The following is a 335-nucleotide window of genomic DNA, read 5'->3' as shown; positions in this document are numbered from 1 at the left end:
CCGTCCCACCCAGCCAGGAGCCGGTCCAGTAGGTTAAACCACTGATAATCGCCCACCCAACCAAACCGAAGATCGGCCCTAGAATGAGAGAAAACACCAATAAGGCAGGCAATGAAACCGTATCGCCGACACTTCGCAAAGAAGCTTGTTCCAAGCAAAAAGCGATTCCAAATAAAACAACAAGCAAGATCACAGAACGTTTCGAATGCTTTTCAAGGACTTCACGGATCGTCCTTTGCGGCTGTAACCAAATTTCCCGCCATGGGTGGTATGGCAAAAAGGAATCCTCCTTCCCGGATTTTCCTTAAGAAAATTCTTCTAAATTGTATCAGAGG

Annotated in this window: 1 protein-coding gene; it reads right to left on the bottom strand. The window is 46.9% G+C overall.

The features are described from left to right. Positions 1 to 277: YIP1 family protein (locus CHM34_RS18865; RefSeq protein WP_206093873.1), on the bottom strand; the 277-nt coding region annotated here is incomplete at its 3' end. Between the last annotated feature and the right edge of the window lie 58 nt (positions 278 to 335).

The sequence above is a fragment of the Paludifilum halophilum genome, assembly GCF_002245355.1.
Taxonomy (GTDB): domain Bacteria; phylum Bacillota; class Bacilli; order Thermoactinomycetales; family DSM-45169; genus Paludifilum; species Paludifilum halophilum.
Note: the sequence above shows the minus strand (reverse complement) of the source record. Positions and strands in the feature narration are given on the sequence as shown.